Raw genomic sequence first — 21,258 nt, 5'->3', positions numbered from 1 at the left:
TGTCTATGAGGCGACAGCTGTGGTCGGCCGCGCCTCGGGTTTAGCTATGACGCATGGTCATCGGGACTTCACGGTGTGCTCATGTTCTTTGCTACCTGTTCTGTTGGCGGGTGGGCCGAGCGCGTCGAGAGACTCGATGTGCTCGATCACCGCTGATGCGTCCGGTGCTCCGGCGATCCGCAGCGCTCGCGCGAACGCTCGCCGCCGGATCGCTTCTTGTGCGCACTTCCGAGTGGGATGCAGCCATGCACCCCGCCCCGGAAGACTACCGGCTGGGTCAACGGTCACGGCGCATTTACCGTTCCCAGTCGACACAGCCACCACTCGAAGCAGTTCGACGGCCAACTCTCGCTTTCGGCAACCGACACACGTCCGCACCGGTCCATCGGTGCGTCGATGCGCTTTTTTCTCAGCGGCCGAAATCTCGCGCTGGATCACGGCTTAGTTTACCTTCACCGAACCGGTGGTCAGAACCACCCGAATGTGCCCGCAATTGGGCTCGCGCTGACAACACCACCGAAGCACCGTCGACGAACTCACCCACCACGTGCTATCAGGCAATACCGCTCACAGTCCAAATCCTCAGCGGGCCGCCAGGACGAGTGTCTGCGCGGCGATCAGCCTTGTGCCATCGGGGAATTCGATGCCTGCGTCGGTGCACCGGGTCGGCACGGCCGTCCCATCGACGGACGCGTGGTACTCGCCCGCGCCGCCGACGACGGTGAGCCGGTGCAGGTCGAGCTGCCCGCCGGTGCAAGCCATGACGAGCTGGCCACCCTGCTGCGACCACAGGCCCCAACCGGAGCCGGCGAGGAACGGCAGGGCGGTGTCCGGGCGGCGGAAGGTGTACGCGCCGGCCGGAGCGTCGTGGGTGAACCCCGCCAGCGCCTGCAGCGCCGACCAGCCAGCGAGCGAGCGGGCGTAGTGGTCGCCGCACTCGATCTCGTTGAACGGGTTGCGCCGCCGCCCGTCATAGCGTCCCCACACGGCGTCCAGCACGGCGCGCCCCTCGTGATACAAGCCCTCGCGCAAGCAGTGCGCGGCCACCTGGTACTCCGAGCCGGTCCACACCTCGTCGGCGTACCGGATCGGGACCGCCGGCCGGCCGCCATGCGGCCAGGCACACACCAGCAGCCCCATATCGTCACCGTCGGCGAACATCCGGTACGGATGACTGAAATCGCGGAACCCGCGGCGCAGGTTGTGCCGCACCACGGCGGCGAGGGCAGTGCGCACGTGCTCGGCCGGCAGCAGGTGGCCGAGGTCGAGCTGGTGCGCCCACCACTGCCCGATCAGTTGGTCGGCCAGGCACCCGTCGCCCCACTGATAGTCGGGGTTGTCGCCGGGCAGCAGCCGCTGCACGTAATACTCGCCGGTGAACAGCGCCGCGTCGTAGGACTTGCTGGCCTGGGCGAAGGTGGCTTCGTACGCCGCCGCCGCGTCGATGTCGTCGAGGAGTCGGGCGATCTGTTCGGCGGCCCGCAGCGCGGCCAGCCACAGCGTTCCCATGAACGGGTTGTGCCCGGTGAGGTCAATGTCGTGGGTGCTGGGCTGGATGCCGCTGAGCATCCCGCTGCCGTCGACGTTCCAGGTGCGGTCGACGTGATGCAGCAGACGGGTGATGTTGGGCCAGTGGCGGCGCAGCCAGGCCCTATCTGCGCCGCCGGCGCCGCTACGGTATTCGCGGTAGGCCTTCAGGACAGTGCCGAGCATGCCGTCCAGCGCCGGCTGATCGGGGCCGCCGATCGGCTCGCCCCACAGCTGCGGTAGGTAGGTCGGGGCGAGCACCCGGTGCGGTACGTAGCCTGCCGGCGCCTGCATGATCTCGAACTCGGTCTCGCGCATGCTCCGCTCGAGTTCGGGAAACGCCGCCGCGAGCGCCTGCGCGTAGTTCCATACGTGCGTGCAGTTGAGCGGACAAGAGCCGCCGTAGGCCCCTGACCACATCGCGGTGGAGGCGCCCAGCACGCCCTCGAAGGCGAAGAACCGCCCGTCCGCGGCGCGAAAGCAGGTGGGGCTGCGCACGGTCGCGAGCTGGGCGGCGAAATGCGTAACGGCGGCGTCATCCAGGCCAGAGCGGGCCAGTGTGCCGGTCCACGCGCCGGTGGCCTCGCGCAGCGTCGACCAGTCTCGGCGCACCCGCTCGAACACGGCCTGCGCGTCGGCGTAGCGGGTCGCGTAGTGGTTGCCCAGCCAGAACCGGGAGCGCCCCCACTCCGGCCGGTCCGGCCCGAACTGCTCGAAGTTGACGTACCGGTTGGGGAAATACCAGGTCAGCGCCACCCGGATGAGCCGCGCCTCGCCGGGCTCCAGCAGGAACGGGACACCGAGGCCAGCGTTGAAGGTGCTGCCCTCCGCGCTGGCGCCGCTCGCCGATTGCGGGGCATGCCGCTGTGGGTCAGCGATGCCCGCCGCCATGGCCAGCCGCGGCGCGCCGCTGGACAGCGCCCGCGAACGCAGGAAGGTGACGAAGTCGTCCGTGTGCCGCCACCGGGTCAGGGCGGCGGCTCGCGGGTGGTCGGCGGCCAGCACCATCTGCCCGGCGCCCGGGAAGTCATCGGGCAGCGCGGCGTTCTCCAGCACCACGCTCGTCCAGCCGTCGCCGCGCAGCAGCCGGTTGGTGTTGCCGCCGTACCCCGGCGCATGGACGCCGTCGATCGGGGTGATGCCATCCCAGCCCACGGCGTTCTGCACGGCGGCGCCAAGGGTTCCGTGCAACGGGTGGTCGTCGGTGTTAACCAGCCGGACCGTGAACAGCGCAGCCGGGATGGAGCTGGCGTCGACATCCAGCGGAACCAACGGGTTGAACGCCTCCAGCGCGATGTCCAGCGGAAGGGCGGGGTCGAGGTAGCGCACCCGGGCGATCGGGTAGGTACCCGAGAAGGTCGTGCGGGCCACCCCGGGATACCGGCTGAGCAATTTGCGTTGCCACTCCGGCACCACGTCATCGCTGACCAGCGGGGTGCTCGTCGAGTTCCGCGGCGGCGCCTGCAGGATGCGCAGCTCGTCCAGCGGCGGCTCCCACCGGCTGACTCGCAGCGCCAAGAACGATCCGGGTAGCGCGCCGGCGTGGTTCCCGATGTTGTGCAGCTGCCACTGCCGCAGACCGCCGTCGGCGCAGATGGCGAGGTTACCGGTGCCGATGCCGCCGAGCGGCATCGCCAGGTGGCCGAACTCCGTCCCGTCGCACTCGGCCGCGCGCAGGTCGTCCGGCCAGGTCACGTCGGCGGGTCCATCGGCTCCGCGCCCACCTCGAGATCGTCGGCGTTGGGCAGCGGTGCGCGCGGCACCGACGGGCGGTCCAGGTAGAAGATCGCGGTGGAGGCGATGTCGTCATGCAACGGCCGGTAGCGGCGCCCCGACATCCACCCGAGGGCCTGAACGTCCACTCGTAGGTCGGCGCGGAAGTGGATCGGGTCGAGCACATGCCAGCGGTACATGCCGAACCGCTGTTGGCTGCGGTAAAGCCCATCCGGGCGGATGACCTGGTGCAGGCCGAGAAACGGTGTCGAGTAGGTGGTGTATCCCTGCCCGGGCACATCGAAGTTCCAGGCGCCGCCGAAGTAGTCCTCGGTGCCGGTGCCGCAGATCGTCGGGAACTCCTCGTCGCCGTCGATGTAGAACTTGACCTCGCCCTCGCCCCACCAGCCGGGGTGGTTGGCACCCCAGGCGAGATAGGTGCCGACGTATTTCCCCGCACCCTGCACGCGATCAAGGATCGGGTGCAGGGTGCCCGCGGCGAGCGGGTTGCTGCGGTGAAGCTGGCAGTGCAGATAGCCGTCGGCTTTGACGTCCACGTCGATCTCGTAGCTGATCTGGTAATAGACGGTGGCGGTCTGCGGCGCGCGGTTCTCCAGTGTGAGCCGGGCATGCCGGGGCACCGGCATCGGCCAGTAGCTGTTGAAGCCGCCGTGCGGATTGACCGCGATCGGCAGCGAGGACAGCTGCGCGAACTCGCACCAGCCCTGACCGAAGAAGTCGCCGACGGGTACTTCGATCGCGGGCTGGTCTGCACCGTCCCAATACGCGCGCAGGATGAGGGTGCGCCAATTGCTGTGGTGGGTGGTCAGCCAAAGGTGCGTGATCAGTGCCGGCCCGTCGATGTTCGCCAGCTCGAACGTGGTGTGTCCATCGATCTCGACGCTGGGAGAAATCTTCCAGCCCGCTCCCAGGTCGGCCGCGCAAGCCGCGCCCGTGCCCTCGATGGCCCGACCGCCGCCGCCCTTCGTCCCGTCGAAGTTTTCCGGGCTGATCGAGCGGGACTGGGCGCTGCTCAATCGGGCCAGCGAACGGAGGTCGGTCACAGCTGTCGAGGGGTTAGCGGTCGTGCGCCATTCCGTGCGCGGCGCCGTGTTCCCCGTGCGGGGCGCCGTGCTCGTGATGTTCCGCCGCCTGATCGGGTAAATCCCCGCGGATGTCGATCCGCCATCCGGTGAGCCGGGCCGCCAGCCGCGCGTTTTGGCCCTCCTTGCCGATGGCCAGCGAGAGCTGGAAGTCGGGCACCACCACCCGGGCCGCCCGGGCGTTCTGGTCGATCACGGTCACCGAAACCACCTTGGCCGGCGATAGCGCGTTGGCCACGAACCGAGCCGGGTCCTCGTCGTAGTCGATGATGTCGATCTTCTCCCCGGACAGCTCGCTCATCACGTTGCGCACCCGCTGACCCATCGGGCCGATGCAGGCGCCCTTGGCGTTCAGGCCGGGAACTCGAGAAGCAACCGCGATCTTCGAACGGTGGCCGGCTTCGCGCGCGACCGCGACAATCTCCACCGACCCGTCGGCGATCTCGGGGACCTCCAGCGAAAACAGTTTGCGCACTAAGTTGGGATGGGTGCGAGACAGCGTGATCACTGGCTCGCGGGATCCGCGGCTGACTCCCACCACGTAGCAGCGCAGCCGCTCGCCGTGGTCATAAACCTCACCGGGAACCTGCTCGGCGGCCGGGATCACGCCTTCGGACCCCTTGGTCTCGCTGCCCATTCGGACGACGACGAAACCGCGCGCATTGGCCCGGCTATCGCGTTGCACCACACCGGCGACGATCTCGCCCTCATGGGTGGAGAACTCGCCGAATGTGCGCTCGTTTTCGGCGTCGCGGAGCCGTTGCAGCATGACCTGCCGCGCGGTGGTAGCCGCGATTCGCCCGAAACCCTCCGGGGTGTCTTCCCACTCGCTGAGCACAATGCCGTCATCGTCGAGTTCGCGGGCGAACACCTGGACCGCACCGGTTTTCCGGTCGATTTCGATGTGCGCGTCCGGCTGATGACCTTCGGTGTGCCGGTACGCGCTGAGCACCGCGGCCTTGACATCTTCGAGCAAGTCGTCGAACGAGATTCCTCGTTCCACCACGATCGCGTGCAGAGCGGCCATGTCGATATTCATGTTCTGCCCTCCATCTCTGCACTCGGGTCCACCGCCGCCAGCTCCAACTCACGTTTGGAAGCAGGCGAAAACTCAACCTGGACAACGGCTTTGACGATCTCGCCGATCGGCACCGGGCACACAGTCCAGTCGCGGGCCCGATCGTCGCGGACCACCAGCATCAGCGTGTTGTCGGCCATCTCGCCGACTCGACCCGTGACCTGCGTTCCGTCGGCCAACGCCACTTCGACCTTGCGTCCCCGCGCGCGCCGGAAGTGCTTCTCGCTGGTCAGCGGGCGGTCGACGCCGGGCGAGCTGACTTCGAGCACGTAGTTACCCGCAATGCTTTTGACCGCATCCAGCAAGGTCGACGCCGAATGGGACAGCGCGGCGATGGTGTCCAGGTCGAGTGCGGTGTCGCCGTCGGCAATCACGGTTATCCGCGGCGGACGGGCCCGCGAATCGATGACGACATCCTCAATTTCATAGCCTGCGCGCGCGAACTCACCATCGAGTAGCTCGATCACCTGCGTCTGCGACGGTAGCCCGATGGCCACGGCGAGCTCCTCATCTTGAGTTGTCCGGTCAGGCGGCCCTCCGGTTCGCGATAGTGCGCGTTCCCGGTGAACCAGCCATTAACGATACGCCAGGAATCCGGTATAAGCCGTGATCGCGGCCAGGTCAGCCAGGCTGTTGGCCGGGGCATCCAGGGCTCCGGCGCAGCAATGGCAGGATGTTGCTGTGCCACGCACGCTGCCCACTGACAGACCGGTTTTCAGCAGGCGACGGGTGCTGGCCGGCGGCGCCGCTGTCGCGCTGCTGGGGATAACCGGGTCGGCCTGTAGTTCACCGCCCGCACCGCCGGCGGTTGACGAACTTGAATCGCAGTTGGAGCTCGCCCGGCACGACAGCGAGCTGGCGACGGCGGCGGCCGCCGCCGCCGCGGACAAACCGGTCAGTGCGGCGCTCGCCGAGGTCGCCTCCGAACGCACGCAACACGCGCAGGCGCTGGCCACCGAGATCGCCCGGCTCGCCGTCAACAACCCGACGTCGAGCAGCACGACCACCAGCCCGACCACCACCACGTCGGCCGCGGCGGCGTCGCCACCGTCACTGGCCGACGTGATCAATTCCTTGCGCGGGTCGGCGGCCAGCGCCAGTCACTTGGCGATGACGTCTTCGGGTTATCGGGCCGGCCTGCTGGGCTCCATCGCCGCCGCCTGCACGGCCTCCTACAGCGTTGCGTTGGTGTTCGGGGGGTCGGCAGCATGACCTCGGTCGAGCCGTCGCCCGCCAACACGCCCGCCGACTCCGCGCTGTCCGCTGCCCTGACCACCGAACACGCCGTCATCTACGGCTACGGCATCGTGTCCGCCCATTGCGATCCGGACGTCAACACCTTGGTGTCTTTCGCGATGAATCAGCATCGCCAGCGTCGCGATCAGGTGATCGCGATGCTCTCCGGCCGCTCGGTCAGTGCTCCGGTGGCCGCCGCGGGCTACCAACTGCCGATGCCGGTCAACACCCCGACCGATGCCGTCCGCCTGGCGGTGCGAATGGAGAAGGACACCGAGGTGGCCTGGCGCGCGGTTATCGAGCAGGCTCAGAAGCCGGAGGACCGGCAATTCGCGGTGACCGCGCTGACTCAAAGCGCCGTGCTGGCCGCCCGCTGGAACCAGGTATTGGGGGCCAACCCGATCACTACGGCGTTCCCCGGCAGCGACTAATCGCCTGACACCGCAACGGTGATGTCGGTGGCCAGCGCGGCGCCGACCGCCAGCTCACGGGTTTCGCCGCTGAACCGATCGCGCAGCTCGACCGTCCCGTCCGCCCAGCCGCGTCCCACCACGACGATCCACGGCACACCGAGCAGTTCGGCGTCCTTGAACTTCACCCCGGGCGAGGCCTGCCGGTCGTCGAGCAGCACCTCGATGCCCAGCCGGTCCAGATCGGCCGCCAGCGCGATCGCGCCGGTGCGCGCCTCGGCATCCTTATTGGCGATCACCAGATGCACATCGAACGGCGCAACCTCGGACGGCCAGCGCAGCCCCAGCTCGTCGTGCTGCTGCTCGGCGATGACGGCCACCAACCGCGACACCCCGACACCGTAGGAGCCCATGGTCAGCCGCACCGGTTTGCCGTCTTCACCGAGCACGTCGACGATGAAGGCGTCGGTGTATTTGCGGCCCAGCTGGAAGATGTGGCCGATCTCGATGCCGCGGGCGGAGACCAACGGTCCGGCGCCGTCGGGTGACGGATCGCCGTCGCGTACTTCGGCGGCCTCGATAGTGCCCTCGGCGGTGAAGTCGCGACCGGCGACCAGCCCGACGACATGCTGCCCGGGTTTGTCAGCGCCGGTGATCCAGCTGGTGCCGTCCACCACCCGCGGATCGATGAGGTAGCGAACGCCGTTGTCCTGCAATGACTTCGGGCCGATGTATCCCTTTACCAGGAACGGATACTTGGCGAAGTCGGCGTCGTCGAGCAATGCATACTCGGCCGGGTCGAGCGCAGCGCCCAGCCGCCGCTCGTCGACCTCGCGGTCTCCGGGCAGCCCGATACCCAGTAGCTCCCATTCGCCACCGGGTTGGCGCACCTTGAGCAGGACGTTCTTCAGGGTGTCGGCCGCGGTGACGGTGCGGCCCAGGTCCGCGCCGTTGGCCCACTCGACCAAGGTCGCGATGGTCGGGGTGTCGCCGGTGTCGTGGACCACCGGCTCGGGCTGTCCGTCGATCGGCAGGGTATCCGGGCGGGCGGTTACCACGGCCTCGACGTTGGCGGCATAACCGGACGCGGGGCAGCGCACGAAGGTGTCCTCGCCGATCGGGCTCTCGGCGAGGAACTCCTCGGAGGCCGAGCCGCCCATCGCGCCGGATACCGCGGACACGATGACGTAGTTCACCTGCAACCGGCCGAAAATCCGTTGGTAGGCCTCTCGGTGTGCGTGGTAGGCGGCCTTGAGCCCGGCGTCGTCGACGTCGAAGGAGTAGGAATCCTTCATCACGAACTCGCGTGCCCGCAGGATGCCGGCCCTTGGCCGCGCCTCGTCGCGGTATTTGGTCTGGATTTGGTACAGCGTCAGCGGAAAGTCCTTGTAGGAGCTGTACTCCCCCTTCACCGTCAAGGTGAAGACTTCTTCGTGCGTCGGCGCGAGCAGATAGTCGTTGCCGCGGCGATCCCTGAGCCGAAAAATGCCGTCGCCGTACTCGGTCCACCGGTTCGTCGTCTCGTAGGGCGCCCGCGGCAGCAGCGCCGGGAACAGAATCTCCTGACCGCCGATGGCGTTCATCTCTTCCCGCACGACGCGTTCGATGTTGCGCAGCACCCGCAGCCCGAGCGGCAGCCAGCTGTAAAGACCGGGCGCGACCGGTCGGATGTAGCCGGCGCGAATCAACAGCTTGTGGCTGGCAACTTCGGCGTCGGCGGGGTCGTCGCGCAGCGTGCGCAAGAACAGCTCGGACATCCGGGTGATCACAGCGCGCAAGCCTAGCGGCGATCGCGAGCGCGGCTGAAAGCCGGGCGCAGCGGGTGGCCGCCACCAGCACAGCGGCGATCGCGAGCGCGGCTGAAAGCCGGGCGAAGCGGGTCGCCGCCACCAGCACAGCGGCGATCGCGAGAAGGTGTGAACGCGCTCGATGCCGGTGTCGGTGAGCCGCCACACACCGCTCCACCCGTCCTGGCCACCCTGCTCGTAGCGCACGCACAGGCCGGGCATCACCTTACGCACCAACTACCCAGCGGCCGCCGTCCACGCCGTGATTCACCCAGGCGATCAGCCCGTGGAGCTGACGGTCGAGGAACCACGGCCGCTTCTGCTTCTGCGGCGGATGGCCTCGCAACGTGTAACCGACGAACGGCTCGTCAGAAAAGCCTTTCACAGGCTGGCGGTCAGTGCGTTGATGCAGTCTTGGATGCCTTGTTCGGTCCCGCTGAGCAGCAGGCTGGGCATCATGTCGAGGTCGGTGGCTGGCGGCAGCAGACCGGCTGGCGTAGCAACGTCGGGCGCCCCGGTTGACCAACCTTGGTCCGGGTCGCCGTAGCCGAGGTTGATCAGGTCGGTCAGGTCTGGTCCCAGCAGGTCGGCGAGCGGGGTGCCGACAACGGGAACGTCGCTGATCAGTTGCAGCAACGGCGCCTCGGGCGTGGGAATCATATAGTAGGTGGTGTCGCCGTAGGTTCCCAAATCGACGGCTGTTTGCAGGTCTGCGGCGGTGTAGGAGTGGTCGGTGATGCCGGCGATGGCGTTGACGTCGCAGACGACGTCAACGGGGTATTGGCAGAAGTCCGCGAACGGATCGTATTCATGGGTGTAGATGGTGGTCGGGAAGTCGTCGGCCGGTGTCGCACCCGAGAAAGTGATGCCATCGAACTGCAGGCCGGGGAAGCGCTCGAACAGGCCGCCATCGGGGTTCATCGGGTCACCGAGCAAAACGAACGATGCCGGCGCGTTCGGGTCGGATTGCTCAAGATCCGCCATCTCGAGCGACGCGATGACCGCGCTCTGGGAGACGCCGAGAACGCCGACCGGGATCCCGGCGGCGAGCAGCGGTTCGATCTGGGCGTTGAGAGCGGCAACGCCTTCAGCGACCGACTCATCGAACGTCAGGTCGCCGACGAGAGGGGATAAATCCTCCGGCGTGTCGAAGGGGACCGGGGTGCTGCCGGATGGGACGTAGGCGATGGTGGCGTCCCAATAACTCAAGTCGCTTTCCGGATCGGGGAGGCCGGTGGCACCCATGACGTAGGTTATCGATGGCACTAAGCCGTCGGTCGGGTCTGCGTGGGCGGCCGCCGGATGCAACATGAGGCCAGCGCTCGCGAGCAGCGCGAATCCGACTTTGCGCATCAGAAGGTCCAGCCGTACGTCTCTTGCAGCAGCTTCTAGCCTTCCTCCAAGTCGCGCGGCTGCACAGCGGCGATCGCGAGCGCGGCTGAAAGCCGGGCGAAGCGGGGAACGCCCGGAGCTACAGCTCCCCGGCGTCGATGGCGTCCTTCACTTCCTGGGCGTGGGCGACCTGCTCGGCGCTGTAGCCGATAAGAAGAGAAACCCCGCCGACAACGACGGCCACCCCGGCTACCCACAGCAGGCCGTAGGTGTAGCCGTGGTCGAGCGCATGCAACTGCACCTTGTTCATGTTTTTCACCGGGCCCGTTGTGCCACCCAGGTACAGCGTGCGCGACGTGATGACGGCCTGGATCACCGCCAGCACCACCGGGCCGCCCAGGTTTTGCAGCATCAGCGTGATCGCAGAGGTGGGTCCGATCCGGTCGAAGCCGACGCCGGCGATCGCCGAGAGCGCCAACGGGATGATGATCATCCCGATCCCGATCCCGCCGACGGTGATCAGCACCACCAAGTCGAGGTACGGCATATGGCCGTCGAGCGTCGAACCGTAGATCATCGCGCCCAGCAACAGGATCCCGCCGCTGATCACCACGACCCGCGGCGGGAACCACGACACCAGCTGCGAGGAGCCACCCATGCCGATGCCCAACGCGATCGCGAACGGGATAAAGCCGACGCCGGCTCGCAGGGCGCTATAGCCCATGATGTCCTGGACGTACAGCCCGATCAGCACGGTCAGGGTAAACAGGACGCCGCCGCCCAGGAAGATGGCCACGAAGGTGGCCAGCCGGTTGCGGTCGAAGAACAGATCGAACGGGACGATGGGGTTCTCGGCGGTGCGCTCAACGATCGCGAACGCGACAAAAGCAGCCAAGGCCACCACGCCGGAACCGATCGTGGTGAACGAGATCCAGCCCTTCTCGGGTCCCATCGAGAACGCGAAAACGGCGGCGGTACACACCAACGTGGCCAACACGGCCCCAGTCGCGTCCAGCTTCATCCGCTCACGGTGGGTTTCCCGCAGCGTGGTGCGGGCGAGGTAAATCATCACCAGCCCGATCGGCACGTTGACCAGGAACGCCAACCGCCACGACACCTCCGTGAGCGCACCGCCGACCACCAAACCCATTACCGAGCCGATGCCGGTCATCGCGCCGAACACCGCCATCGCCGCGTTGCGCGATGGCCCCTTCGGGAACGTGGTAGCCACCAGCGCCAAGCCGGTCGGCGAGGCGATTGCGGCCCCAATGCCCTGCAGCAACCGGGCGGTGACCAGGGTGAAGTCGTCCCATGCGATACCGCACAGCGCGGAGGCGATGGTGAACAACGCGACGCCGACGATGAAGGTCCGCTTCCGACCGATGGTGTCACCCAAGCGGCCGCCGAGCAGCATCAGACCACCGAAGGTCAGCACATAAGCGGTGATCACCCAGCTCCGGCCGGCGTCAGACAGACCGAGCTCGTTCTGGATCTTAGGAAGCGCAACGATCGCGATGGTGCCGTCCATCGTCGCCATCAGCTGCATCCCGCCGATCGCGACGACCGCGGCAATGAAGCGCCGCGACAGCAGCCACGTCGGATAAGACCTGTTGGTGGGGCTCACGGCGGTCTTGGCTGGGTGCGCTGGGGGCATATGAACTCCTCGCTCCGAGGGTTCAGACGTCCATTCGTGGACAGCCCGCTCTGCGTCGTTGAGAGCCGTCATAAGAACTTACCCTACAGTAATCTTAGGAATCTTTTAAGCGCCGAATGCCGCTACGGTACCGATCACGATGATCGCGGGGGGCCGAATTCCCTCGGAACGGATCTTTTCCGGTGCCTCAGCCAGGGTAGCCCGCAACGTGTGCTCAGCGGCCGTCGTGCCGTGCTGGACCACCAGCACCGGCGTATTAGCAGGTCGGCCGCCTTTCAGCAGGGCTTCGGCGAAAAGTTCGATGCGTTCCACCGCCATCAGCAAAACGATCGTGCCGGACATCGCCGCTAATGCGTCCCAATTCACTAACGATTCGGGGTGTCCCGGCGGAAGATGTCCGCTCACCACCACAAACTCGTGATTTATCGCGCGATGAGTGACCGGAACACCCACTGACGCGGGCACCGCTATGGCACTCGTCACACCCGGCACGACCGTCACCGGAATGCCGGCGTCGACACACGCCAGAAGTTCCTCGTATCCCCGGGCGAATACGAACGGGTCCCCCCCTTTGAGGCGGACGACAAATCGTCCGGCTCGGGCCCGCTCGATCATGACCTCATTGATGGCGTCCTGGGCCATCGCGCGTCCGTAGGGGATCTTGGCGGCGTCGATCACCTCGACATGCGGGGGCAGCTCGGCGAGCAGCTCCGGCGGCGCCAGCCGATCGGCGACGACGACGTCGGCCTGGGCCAGCAGGCGCCGGCCGCGGACGGTGATCAGTTCCGGATCTCCGGGCCCGCCGCCGATCAGCGCCACCCCACCGCGCACGACGTCGGCGCTCTCAAACCTTTCCAGGGTGATTACCCCTCGCTGCAGCGCCTCGCGGATCGCCGAGCGGATCGCCGCCGAGCGACGGTGTTCGCCGCCGGCCAGGACGCCGACCGACAGGCCGGCATAGTCGAACGACGCCGGGGTCACCGCGCTGCCCTCGACCGCAATGTCGGCGCGGACGCAGAAGATTTGGTGCCGGTCGGCCTCGGCAACCACCGCGGCGTTCACCTGCGCGTCGTCGGTAGCCGCGATCGCATACCAGGCATCCGCCAGATCGCCGTCGCGATACTCGCGCAGCGACAAGGTAATTCGGCTCATCGCCTCGACCGCGGGGGTGGCCGTGCGCGTGATGACGTGGACGTCCGCGCCGCTGGCGACGAGTAGCGGAAGTCGGCGCTGCGCAACGTTGCCGCCGCCAACCACGACAACCTTCTTGCCGGTCAGCCTTAAGCCGACCAGATAAGGGTTCTCGGGCGACGTCACCCGGCGATTTTAGGCGTTCGCCAGCGCGGCGAAGCCAGCCGCAGCTGGTCATGGCCGATGATCGCACTTGAATAAATACGCTTCACGACTGCGCGCCTCCAACGTGGCCGGCGCCGTGCTTGATCATCGGCACGTGCGTAACGCCGTCGTCGACGAAATCGTCTCCATCACGGACGAATCCGTGCTGGGCATACATGTCCGTCAGGTAGATCTGCGCGTCGATCCGGCAGGGATAGTCGCCCACCTCGGCCAGCGCGGCGCGCAACAGCCGGGTGGTGTGGCCCTGGCCGCGCACGCTGCGCTCGGTGCACAGCCGCCCCAGCCGAAATGCCTTCTGCCCGCCCGCGTGCTCCTCCATCAGCCGCAGCGTACAGATCACGTCCCCGTCGGGAGCTTCCAGCCAGAAATGCCGCGTCTCGGCCAATAGATCGCGCCCGTCCAACTCCGGATACGGGCGGGCCTGTTCCACCACGAAGACCTCCACCCGCAGCTTGAGCAGCGCGTAAAGTGTTGGGACATCAAGGTCTTTGGCCCACGTGCGGTGTAAGGCAGCGGTCACGGCTCGCCCGCCGCTTTGAGCCCCAGCGCCTTGGTGCTCCATGACCACACCTCCTCGAACAGTGCCGGCTCGTCGGAGAGGTTGGCTCCCAACGATGGCACCATGCCTTTCAGCGTAGGCAGCCAGGCCTGGTACCGGTCGGGAAAGCAACGCTGCAGTACGTCGAGCATCGCCGATACCGCGGTCGATGCTCCCGGGGACGCTCCGAGCAGGCCGGCGATGCTGCCATCCGCAGCGCCCAACACGGTGGTGTCGAATTCGAGCGCACCGCCTTTGCGCTTGTTCGGCCGGATCACCTGCACCCGTTGACCGGCCGTCCGCAGCTCCCAGTCGGAATCCACTGCGCTGGGCACGAATTCGCGCAACGCGCCGACCCGAGCCGGCTGAGACAACCGCAGCTGACCAATCAGGTAGTTGACCAGTCTCATCTGGGTGACGCCGGCGCCGATCATGGTCGCCAGGTTGCCCGGTGTGACAGAGCGCGGCAGATCAGTGACATGGCCGTGTTTGAGGAACTTCGGCGACCATCCGGCGAACGGCCCAAACAGCAGCCATGGCTTGCCGTTGACGATCCGCGCGTCAAGATGTGCCGCCGTCATCGCCGGTGCGCCGACCGCGGGTAGGCCGTAAACCTTCGCGCGGTGCGCATCGGTAAGCGTCGAATTGCCACTGCGCAAGAACTTTCCGGCGATCGGAAAGCCGCCAAAGCCCTTGGCTTCCTCGATGCCGGACTTCTGCAACAGCCGCAGCGCCTGTCCTCCCGCACCGACGAACACGAATTTGGCGTTCACTTTGCGGTCTTCACCGGTGCGGCGGTTGCGAACAGTCAGTGTCCAGCTGCCGTCGCGCTGGCGGGACGCATTGCGAACCTCGTGACCGAACAAGGCGGTGGTGCCGTTGCGCACCCCGTAGCCGATCAGCTGTCGACAGAGGGCCCCGAAATCGACGTCGGTACCGCCGGCAGCCCAGTCGAGCGCAAAGGGTTCGGAAAAGTCGCGCTTGGCCGCCATCAACGGCAGCCGACGGGCGAATTCGTCGGGGTCGTCGATCCATTCGCTGCGCGCAAACAGCAGATTACCGGCCAGCGCGTGCCGGCGGCGACGCAGATACTCAACGCGATCTGCGCCCTGCACAAAGCTCACATGCGGAACCGGGCGCAGAAAGCCCCGCACGTCGGGCAGCATGCCGTTCTCCGCCGCATAGGCCCAGAACTGGCGGGTGACCTGAAATTGCTCATTGACGCGTACCGCTTTGCCGATGTCGATGGAGCCGTCCGGCTGCTGCGGCGTGTAAAACAGCTCGCACAGCCCGGAATGGCCGGTGCCGGCGTTGTTCCAGGGGTCGCTGCTCTCGGCTCCAGCCGCATCGAGCCGCTCGACCAGGGTGATCGACCAGTCGGGTTCCAGCCGCCGCAGCAACGCACCAAGGGTGGCGCTCATGATCCCGGCCCCGACCAGCACGACGTCGGCCTTGGCTGCGACCTGCGGGTCTGACTGGCCTGGCGGGACTGCCAACGGGCTGTTCATCCTTTCTTTGCAATCGGGGCTGTTCAGATCGCCAGGCTATCCCGGCCGGCTCGATTACCGTTGTTCGTATGAACTGGCGAAAGTTGGCTCCAGCCGTCGCGCTGGCGGCGGCGCTGGTGGGCGGGTGTTCCTCCTCGTCCAATTCGGATGCGGCACACGGGGTCTCCCCTGCGCCGTCCCCGACGGGGGCTGCGCAGGTAGCGGCTCACGGTGTCGAAGCCGCGATCGCAACGATCCCGTGGTCGCAGGTCGGTCCCGGGTGGATGCTCGCCACCTGGAGCCCGGTTCCCGGCGGGCGCCCGGGCGCGAAGCTACCCCCGGGCTCGCCGACCCGCGACAAAGCCGCCTCGACGCTCTACCTGATCACCCCCACAGGCGGTCGCTATCCGATCACCACGTTTCCGCCGCCGGGCCAACAGGCAAGTCCGGAGTTGGTCGACTGGTCAGGCGACGGCAGCCACGCCCTGTTCGACGCGCAGTACGCCACACCGCCGTCGGCGATCATGGTCGACCTGCACACCGGTAAGCAGACGACGTTGCCGGTGCAGGGTTTTCCCCGCTTCAGCCGCCCTAATGGCAAGGCACTGCTGTTGTCCGTGCCGCCCGGCCCGGACTCGAAACCCGCGACTCTCGATCGAGTCGACCTAACCGGTACCCACCAGCTCACCTACCCGACAGACAAGCTCGGCAGCCCGTTCAACGGGAACTTTCTTTCGACGCCCGACGGGATGCGGCTTGCCCTGGGCACATCGGCCGGCTTGGCGCTGATGGGCAACGACGGGACGCCCGGGCCGACGCTGCCGATCCCGGACCAGACCAACTGCAGCCCGTTGCGATGGTGGGACGAGAGTTCGCTCGCGACCGTCCTCGCGTCGTGCGATGGTCCCGGATTCACGTCGCGGCTGTGGTTGGTGCCGGTCGACGGCAGCCCGGCCACCGCTCTCACCGCCGCCAACGACGGGAAGAAGGAACCCGACCTCCGCGACGCCAGCGCATGGCAGCTCCCAGCAGGCACGTTCGTGCAGGCCGCAGGCGCATGCGGCTATCTGTACCTCGCCAAGCTCAACGCCGACGGCACCACGGCGCCGGTCGCGGTATCCGGCGTGCAATCTGGTCGCAGTGTCATCGTGGCAGGGGTGAACGGCGCCGATCTGGACCTGCTAGCCACGGCGGCCTGCGGCAGCGGCCAATCGCTTGTCGACTACAACCCCGGCACGAACACGTCGAACGTGCTGCTCGGGCCTCCGCTGAATGGCGGCGGCGTGATCAAGGCCGTCGCCTTCCCGGGCCAGCGATAGCCGCGGATCGGACGCTTTAAGCTGGCGTGCGTGACTGGCTGGCAGCCCGACGTCCTTCCCGGCTACCGGCAATTCACCATCCCGCTGGGTGACGATCCCGACGGCGAGGGCGAAATCGTCGCAACCCTGCTGCGCCGCGGCGACCCTGCGAAGGCCACCGATGCCGTCCTGGCCGTGCACGGATACACCGACTACTTCTTCCACACCGGGGTGGGCGATCACTTCGCCGACCGCGGCTTCGCCTTCTATGCACTCGACTTGCACAAGTGTGGGCGGTCGTGGCGGACCGGCCAAACCCCGCATTTCACCACCGACCTGGCACGCTACGACGCCGAACTCGACCGCGCGCTGGCGGTGATCCGCGAGCAGTCCGGTTCGGCCCGCGTGCTGGTGTACGGCCATTCCGCCGGCGGGCTGATCGTGTCGCTGTGGCTGGACCGGTTGCGGCGACGCGGCGCGACCGCCCGCGAAGGCGTGACCGGGCTGGTGCTCAACAGCCCATTTCTGGACCTGCCCGGTCCGCGGGTGGTGCGCTGGCCGACGACGGCGGCGCTGATCGCCGCGATCGCGCGAACCGGAGACAAACGGGTCGCCCGCGCCCCGGGCGACGGTGTCGGTGGTTATGGCGCCAGCCTGCATCGCGACTACAACGGCGAGTTCGACTACAACCTGAAGTGGAAACCGTTGGGCGGCTTCCCCATCACCTTCGGCTGGCTACGCGCGGTCCGACGGGGCCAGGCGCAGCTCCATCGAGGCCTCGACGTCGGCGTGCCCAACCTGATCCTGCGGTCGGATCACAGCGTGGCGGAGAGCGCCGACCCCATCGCCCTGCAATGCGGCGACGCGGTTCTCAACGTGGCGCACATCGCCCGGTGGGCCGGCTGCATCGGCAACCGCAGCACCGTCATTCCGGTGGTCGACGCCAAACACGATGTGTTCCTGTCGATGCCGCAGCCGCGACAGGTGGCCTACCAACGGTTGGACACCTGGCTCGATGACTACCTTGGTGCGGCCTTCGACGTCACGCGCCGGAACGGCTGAGGGCCGCCGGATGGAAGCCTACGACCTCGCGATCATCGGAACCGGTTCGGGCAACAGCATTCTCGACGAGCGCTACGCGCGCAAACGTGTGGCGATCTGCGAACAGGGAACGTTCGGCGGAACCTGCCTCAACGTCGGGTGCATCCCCACCAAGATGTTCGTCTACGCCGCCGAAGTCGCCGAAACCATCCGCACCGCCGCCCGTTACGGCGTCGACGCGCACATCGACCGGGTGCGTTGGGATGACATCGTGTCACGCGTGTTCGGGCGCATCGACCCGATCGCGATCAGCGGCGAAGACTACAGGCGGGCCTCCCCCAACGTCGACGTCTACGACCGGCACACACGTTTCGGCCCGGTCCAGCCCGACGGCCGCTATCTGCTGCGCACCGAAGGCGGCGACGAGTTCACCGCCGAGCAGGTCGTCATCGCCGCGGGAGCGCGAGCGATGGTCCCGCCGGCCATCCTCGATTGCGGCGTCCACTACTACACCAGCGACACCATCATGCGGATACCGGAATTGCCCCGACACCTGGTCATCGTCGGAGGCGGTTTCGTGGCAGCCGAATTCGCGCACATCTTCTCCGCGCTCGGTGTCCGGATCACCTTGGTGATCCGCGGCGGCGCACTACTGCGGCACCTCGACGACACGGTCTGCGAACGGTTCACCCACATCGCGTCGACGAAATGGGAATTGCGCACCCGCCGCAATGTCGTCGGCTCGCACCAGGACGGCGCCACCATCGTGCTGGAACTCGACGACGGTTCAAGGCTGAGCACCGACGCCCTGCTGGTGGCCACCGGACGGGCGCCGAACGGGGATCTGCTGGACGCCGAGCAGGCCGGCGTCGAGGTCGACGACGGCCGAATCGTCGTAGACGAATACCAAAGGACCTCTGCCCGTGGGGTTTTCGCCCTCGGCGACGTGTCGTCGCCGTATGAGCTCAAGCACGTGGCCAACCACGAGGCACGCGTCGTGCAGCACAATCTGCTCTGCGACTGGGATGACACCGAAGCTCTGGTCGCCACCGACCACCGCTTCGTTCCTGCCGCGGTGTTCACCGATCCGCAGATCGCCACCGTCGGGTTGACCGAGAATGAGGCTGTCGCATGTTGTTTCGATGTGTCCTGCACCATCCAGGACTATGGAGGCGTCGCTTACGGGTGGGCGATGGAGGACACCGCCGGCATCGTCAAGCTCGTCGGCGACCGCGGGACCGGGCGACTCCTCGGCGCACACATCATGGGACACCAGGCCTCGTCGATCATCCAGCCGCTGATCCAGGCAATGAGCTTCGGGCTGTCTACTCGGCAGATGGCTCGCGGCCAGTACTGGATTCACCCGGCGCTGCCGGAGGTCGTCGAGAACGCGCTACTTGACCTGTACTGACGGTCCGTCCCGCTGACACTCCGGGCATAGGCCGTGCAGGGTGAGGCCGGCTCGCTCGGACAGCGTGAACGAACTGCCCGCACTCGCGTGTTCCAACGCTGAGGTCAGCTGCTGTGCCGGCACTTCGATGATCGAGCCGCATTGCGTGCACACCGCGTGGTGGTGCGGGTCGGCGGCCAGGCCGTAGGTGGTGACCCCGCCCTCGAGGGCCAGCGCGTGCAGCACCCCCTGGTCGACCAGCGTGGTCACCGTCCGGTAGATCGTCGCTAAATCCGGTGGTTGGTCTTCGGCGGGCAGGCACTCGCGCAGCCGCTGGTCGATCTCCGCGACGGACAGATGGGTGTTGGCGGGCTCGATCACCGCCAAGACCGCGATCCGCGACGCCATCCGGCGCAGGCCGTGGGCCCGCAGCAGCTCACCGATCCGCTCGGTGACGGCCGGATCCAATGCCGAGGGCTTGGCCACCGGTCCAGTATGCGCCTGCCAAACTGACGTGATGCCCGGATCGATCTGCGACGTGATGCCCACCGCGGCCGCGCTGCTTTCAGTTTCCGGGGCGACCGACGCGCTGGGGGTCACCGAGTGGGTCGGCGACGTGCGCCGTGTCGTGGTCGTGCTCGTCGATGGGATGGGCTGGCACTTGCTTCCGGCGCTGGCGACCGACGCGCCGCTGCTGGCGTCTGTGCTGGGCGGTGATGCCGGGCGGCTGAGCGAACTCGCGTGCACCTTCCCGTCCACCACGCCGACCAGCCTGACGTCCTTGACGACCGGGGTCACGCCGGGCGAGCACGGAATCTTGGGATTCACCGTCAAGCTCCCCGACTCCGACCGGGTGCTCAACCATATCTTTTGGCGCGGCGATCCCCCGGCTGCCCAATGGCAGCCCGTCCCAACGTGGTTCGAGCGGCTGCGGCAGGCCGGGGTCGACGGCCGGGCCGTGCTGCCCGCGGCGTTCCTCGGCAGCGGCCTCACCGAAGCGACCTACCGCGGCGCGCAGCTTTGCGCCGCAAACCACGACGACGACTACGCGCAATTAGTAGTCGACCAGTTGCATGCGGCGCCCGGGTTGGTCTACGCCTACATCGCCGATCTCGACACCGCGGCACACCTGTTCGGCATCGATTCACCGGAGTGGCACGCCGCGGCTGTCCGCGTCGATACCCTGCTGACTCGAGTCGTCGCGGCGTTGCCGCCCGACGCCGCGCTGCTGATCACCGCCGACCACGGCGGTCTGAATGTGCCGCCGCACAAGCGGATCGACCTCGACTCCGACCCGCGGTTGAGTGCGGGCGTACGCGCGGTCGCCGGCGACCCACGGGTGCGCTACCTGCACACCGAGCCGGGCGCGGCATCCGACGTGGCCGCCGCTTGGAGCGAGCTGCTGACCGGCCGGGCCGAAGTGCGCAGCCGCGACGACGCCGTCGCGGCCGGGCTGTTCGGACCGGTGCGGCCCGAGCACCTACCGCGGATCGGCGATGTCGTCGTCACCTGCATCGGCGATACGGCAGTGCTGGCAACCGCGCATGAGCCACCCGAAGTGGCTCAACTCGTCGGCTTCCATGGTGCGGCCACCGCGGTCGAGATGGCGATCCCGCTGATCACTTTTCACGGTTGACCGGAGCGATCGTCCGGCGGACTGTACAAGATCTCGCATCTACCAGATGCAAAGAACTTGCAGAAATTCCTGCGAATCGTCCGCATGACGTTGACGTGCGGTTTACGCTCACCGAAGGCCGGGGTTTTCTCTCCAGATGGGACGCGACATGGCCGCTGACCCGCTCAGCAGGCAATGGTCGTCGTGGTCTCGGCTCCGGAGCGCCTTGACGCCCGACGAGTGGCTGCGCCTCGGATCCATGTTCGCGGTGATCGTGGCGCTGCATGTGATCGGTTGGGGCACATTGGTATTCATCGTCGAGCCGGCGCACCTGAGCGTCGGAGACAAGGCGTTCGGTATCGGCATCGGGCTGACGGCCTACACCCTGGGACTGCGCCACGCGTTCGACGCCGACCACATCGCCGCGATCGACAACACCACCCGCAAGCTGATGAACGACGGGCAGCGGCCGCTCGCGGTGGGGTTCTTCTTCTCGCTCGGCCACTCGTCGGTGGTGTTCGGGCTGGCTCTGCTGATCGCAACCGGGCTCAAGGTAATCATCGGGCCGGTCGAGCAAGACTCTTCGGCCTTGCATCACTACACCAGCTTGATCGGCACCAGCGTCTCCGGCGTCTTCTTGTGTTTGATCGCCGCCATCAATGTGGTGATCCTGGTCGGCATTCTGCGGGTGTT

19 protein-coding genes and 1 pseudogene are annotated in these 21,258 nt (G+C 67.1%); 7 read left to right on the top strand and 13 right to left on the bottom strand.

What is annotated here, in order from left to right; translation table 11 throughout:
• Window positions 1–57: 57 nt before the first annotated feature.
• From VKI00_RS05695 to rimP, 5 genes are all read right to left on the bottom strand, one after another.
• Window positions 58–315, bottom strand: a complete 258-nt coding sequence (locus tag VKI00_RS05695) for a DUF448 domain-containing protein (protein WP_324436033.1) — start codon at window positions 313–315, stop codon at window positions 58–60.
• Window positions 316–582: 267 nt separating this feature from the next.
• The gene (locus VKI00_RS05690; protein WP_324436032.1) at window positions 583–3,222 is read right to left on the bottom strand and encodes a GH116 family glycosyl-hydrolase; all 2,640 of its coding nucleotides are present in this window, start codon (window positions 3,220–3,222) and stop codon (window positions 583–585) included.
• Window positions 3,219–4,304, bottom strand: a complete 1,086-nt coding sequence (locus VKI00_RS05685; RefSeq protein WP_324436031.1) for a glycoside hydrolase family 172 protein — start codon at window positions 4,302–4,304, stop codon at window positions 3,219–3,221. The genes VKI00_RS05690 and VKI00_RS05685 overlap by 4 nt, the downstream gene beginning before the upstream one ends.
• Window positions 4,305–4,317: 13 nt before the next feature.
• Window positions 4,318–5,382 carry a transcription termination factor NusA gene (gene nusA / locus VKI00_RS05680; protein ID WP_324436030.1) on the bottom strand — a complete coding sequence of 355 codons (1,065 nt, stop codon included), beginning with the start codon at window positions 5,380–5,382 and terminating at the stop codon, window positions 4,318–4,320.
• Window positions 5,379–5,918 carry a ribosome maturation factor RimP gene (gene rimP / locus VKI00_RS05675; protein WP_324436029.1) on the bottom strand — a complete coding sequence of 180 codons (540 nt, stop codon included), beginning with the start codon at window positions 5,916–5,918 and terminating at the stop codon, window positions 5,379–5,381. Before rimP ends, nusA begins: the two co-directional genes overlap by 4 nt.
• Before the next feature lie 184 nt (window positions 5,919–6,102).
• Between rimP and VKI00_RS05670 the strand changes: the two genes are divergently transcribed.
• Window positions 6,103–6,633 (top strand): hypothetical protein, encoded by a 531-nt coding sequence (locus VKI00_RS05670; RefSeq protein WP_324436028.1) that lies wholly within the window; start codon window positions 6,103–6,105, stop codon window positions 6,631–6,633.
• On the top strand, window positions 6,630–7,088 hold the full coding sequence (locus VKI00_RS05665) for a ferritin-like domain-containing protein (protein WP_324436027.1): 459 nt from the start codon (window positions 6,630–6,632) through the stop codon (window positions 7,086–7,088). Before VKI00_RS05670 ends, VKI00_RS05665 begins: the two co-directional genes overlap by 4 nt.
• Here VKI00_RS05665 and VKI00_RS05660 read toward each other — a convergent pair.
• The 7 genes from VKI00_RS05660 to mqo form a co-directional block, all read right to left on the bottom strand.
• Entirely contained in the window at window positions 7,085–8,836 is a 1,752-nt protein-coding gene (locus tag VKI00_RS05660; protein ID WP_324436035.1) for a proline--tRNA ligase, read from the bottom strand. The genes VKI00_RS05665 and VKI00_RS05660 overlap by 4 nt on opposite strands.
• 244 nt (window positions 8,837–9,080) lie before the next feature.
• Window positions 9,081–9,239, bottom strand: a complete 159-nt coding sequence (locus tag VKI00_RS05655; protein ID WP_324436026.1) for a hypothetical protein — start codon at window positions 9,237–9,239, stop codon at window positions 9,081–9,083.
• On the bottom strand, window positions 9,236–10,207 hold the full coding sequence (locus tag VKI00_RS05650) for a PE-PPE domain-containing protein (protein WP_324436025.1): 972 nt from the start codon (window positions 10,205–10,207) through the stop codon (window positions 9,236–9,238). The genes VKI00_RS05655 and VKI00_RS05650 overlap by 4 nt, the downstream gene beginning before the upstream one ends.
• 118 nt (window positions 10,208–10,325) lie before the next feature.
• Window positions 10,326–11,840: an MFS transporter gene (locus VKI00_RS05645; RefSeq protein WP_414687125.1), complete on the bottom strand. Its 1,515-nt coding sequence runs from the start codon at window positions 11,838–11,840 to the stop codon at window positions 10,326–10,328.
• A gap of 105 nt (window positions 11,841–11,945) precedes the next feature.
• The gene (gene cobA / locus VKI00_RS05640; protein ID WP_324436023.1) at window positions 11,946–13,157 is read right to left on the bottom strand and encodes a uroporphyrinogen-III C-methyltransferase; all 1,212 of its coding nucleotides are present in this window, start codon (window positions 13,155–13,157) and stop codon (window positions 11,946–11,948) included.
• Between the two features lie 82 nt (window positions 13,158–13,239).
• Entirely contained in the window at window positions 13,240–13,716 is a 477-nt protein-coding gene (locus tag VKI00_RS05635) for a GNAT family N-acetyltransferase (RefSeq protein ID WP_324436022.1), read from the bottom strand.
• Complete coding sequence (gene mqo / locus VKI00_RS05630) at window positions 13,713–15,230, bottom strand: malate dehydrogenase (quinone) (protein ID WP_324436021.1); 1,518 nt, start codon at window positions 15,228–15,230, stop codon at window positions 13,713–13,715. The genes VKI00_RS05635 and mqo overlap by 4 nt, the downstream gene beginning before the upstream one ends.
• An 80-nt stretch (window positions 15,231–15,310) precedes the next feature.
• On the opposite strand from mqo, the gene VKI00_RS05625 reads away from it, so the two are divergent.
• Genes VKI00_RS05625 through mtr form a run of 3 tightly spaced genes read left to right on the top strand, consistent with a single transcriptional unit; the run spans window position 15,311 to window position 18,971 of the window.
• On the top strand, window positions 15,311–16,540 hold the full coding sequence (locus VKI00_RS05625) for a hypothetical protein (protein ID WP_324436020.1): 1,230 nt from the start codon (window positions 15,311–15,313) through the stop codon (window positions 16,538–16,540).
• A gap of 30 nt (window positions 16,541–16,570) precedes the next feature.
• On the top strand, window positions 16,571–17,581 hold the full coding sequence (locus tag VKI00_RS05620) for an alpha/beta hydrolase (RefSeq protein WP_324436019.1): 1,011 nt from the start codon (window positions 16,571–16,573) through the stop codon (window positions 17,579–17,581).
• A gap of 10 nt (window positions 17,582–17,591) precedes the next feature.
• Entirely contained in the window at window positions 17,592–18,971 is a 1,380-nt protein-coding gene (mtr, locus tag VKI00_RS05615) for a mycothione reductase (RefSeq protein WP_324436034.1), read from the top strand.
• Here the strand turns inward: mtr and VKI00_RS05610 are convergent.
• Entirely contained in the window at window positions 18,954–19,436 is a 483-nt protein-coding gene (locus VKI00_RS05610; protein WP_324436018.1) for a Fur family transcriptional regulator, read from the bottom strand. The two genes, mtr and VKI00_RS05610, sit on opposite strands and share 18 nt — an antisense overlap.
• A 31-nt stretch (window positions 19,437–19,467) precedes the next feature.
• Here VKI00_RS05610 and VKI00_RS05605 point away from each other — a divergent pair, with 31 nt between their 5' ends.
• Together VKI00_RS05605 and VKI00_RS05600 are read left to right on the top strand one after the other, a co-directional pair.
• Entirely contained in the window at window positions 19,468–20,586 is a 1,119-nt protein-coding gene (locus VKI00_RS05605) for an alkaline phosphatase family protein (protein WP_324436017.1), read from the top strand.
• A 148-nt stretch (window positions 20,587–20,734) separates the two neighbouring features.
• Window positions 20,735–21,258 (top strand): annotated as a pseudogene (locus VKI00_RS05600) (HoxN/HupN/NixA family nickel/cobalt transporter); the annotation flags it as partial.

The organism is Mycobacterium sp. (assembly GCF_035314665.1).
In the GTDB taxonomy this organism is placed as follows: domain Bacteria; phylum Actinomycetota; class Actinomycetes; order Mycobacteriales; family Mycobacteriaceae; genus Mycobacterium.
Note: the sequence above shows the minus strand (reverse complement) of the source record. Positions and strands in the feature narration are given on the sequence as shown.

Excerpts from the sequence above, each read along its gene's own strand:
- nusA (WP_324436030.1), bottom strand. The coding sequence starts at position 5,382 with ATGAATATCGACATGGCCGCTCTGCACGCGATCGTGGTGGAACGAGGA.
- VKI00_RS05665 (WP_324436027.1), top strand. The coding sequence starts at position 6,630 with ATGACCTCGGTCGAGCCGTCGCCCGCCAACACGCCCGCCGACTCCGCG.
- VKI00_RS05650 (WP_324436025.1), bottom strand. The coding sequence starts at position 10,207 with ATGCGCAAAGTCGGATTCGCGCTGCTCGCGAGCGCTGGCCTCATGTTG.
- VKI00_RS05645 (WP_414687125.1), bottom strand. The coding sequence starts at position 11,840 with ATGCCCCCAGCGCACCCAGCCAAGACCGCCGTGAGCCCCACCAACAGG.
- VKI00_RS05625 (WP_324436020.1), top strand. The coding sequence starts at position 15,311 with ATGAACTGGCGAAAGTTGGCTCCAGCCGTCGCGCTGGCGGCGGCGCTG.
- mtr (WP_324436034.1), top strand. The coding sequence starts at position 17,592 with ATGGAAGCCTACGACCTCGCGATCATCGGAACCGGTTCGGGCAACAGC.
- VKI00_RS05605 (WP_324436017.1), top strand. The coding sequence starts at position 19,468 with ATGCCCGGATCGATCTGCGACGTGATGCCCACCGCGGCCGCGCTGCTT.